Annotated in this window: 1 protein-coding gene; it reads left to right on the plus strand. The window is 31.3% G+C overall.

Annotated features, from left to right (window positions below; all coding sequences use genetic code 11):
• Positions 1-288: 288 nt before the first annotated feature.
• Positions 289-453, plus strand: a 165-nt coding sequence (locus CYP28_RS00780) for a winged helix-turn-helix domain-containing protein (RefSeq protein ID WP_141090881.1), incomplete at its 3' end; no start/stop codon positions are given.

Consider the following 453-nt stretch of genomic DNA (forward strand, 5'->3'; position numbering starts at 1 on the left):
CCACTAAGCGGGTCGAAAACATCTTTCTTTGCTTCAAATTCAACGTCAAAATCATCTTTTTCACTGTTTGCGTTCAGGTCAGCGCTGGCACAGGCTAAAAGCAGGCTACAAAAGATAGCTAGCAAAAATTTCATCATAAAACCTTAAAATTTATTTACAAAATACAGCTTGATTTTATCCTCTTGAAACTTTACAAAAATTTAAAGAAAATTTGTAATTTTAAGCTTTTGTATTAATATAATTAGATATAATTTGCAAATTATTATTATATATTTAGAGGTTAAAAATTTGAAAGCAGATATAAATTTAGAGCTATTTCTAGGCGAAGATACGCAGGTTTTAGCAAAGCATATAGCGCTACTTAAAGCGATAAAAGAGACAAAAAGTATCACAAAAGCAGCTGAGGTTGTCGGCATATCATACAAAAACGCTTGGGACTGCTTAGATACGATA

Source organism: Campylobacter concisus (assembly GCF_002914195.1).
Lineage (GTDB): Bacteria > Campylobacterota > Campylobacteria > Campylobacterales > Campylobacteraceae > Campylobacter_A > Campylobacter_A concisus_M.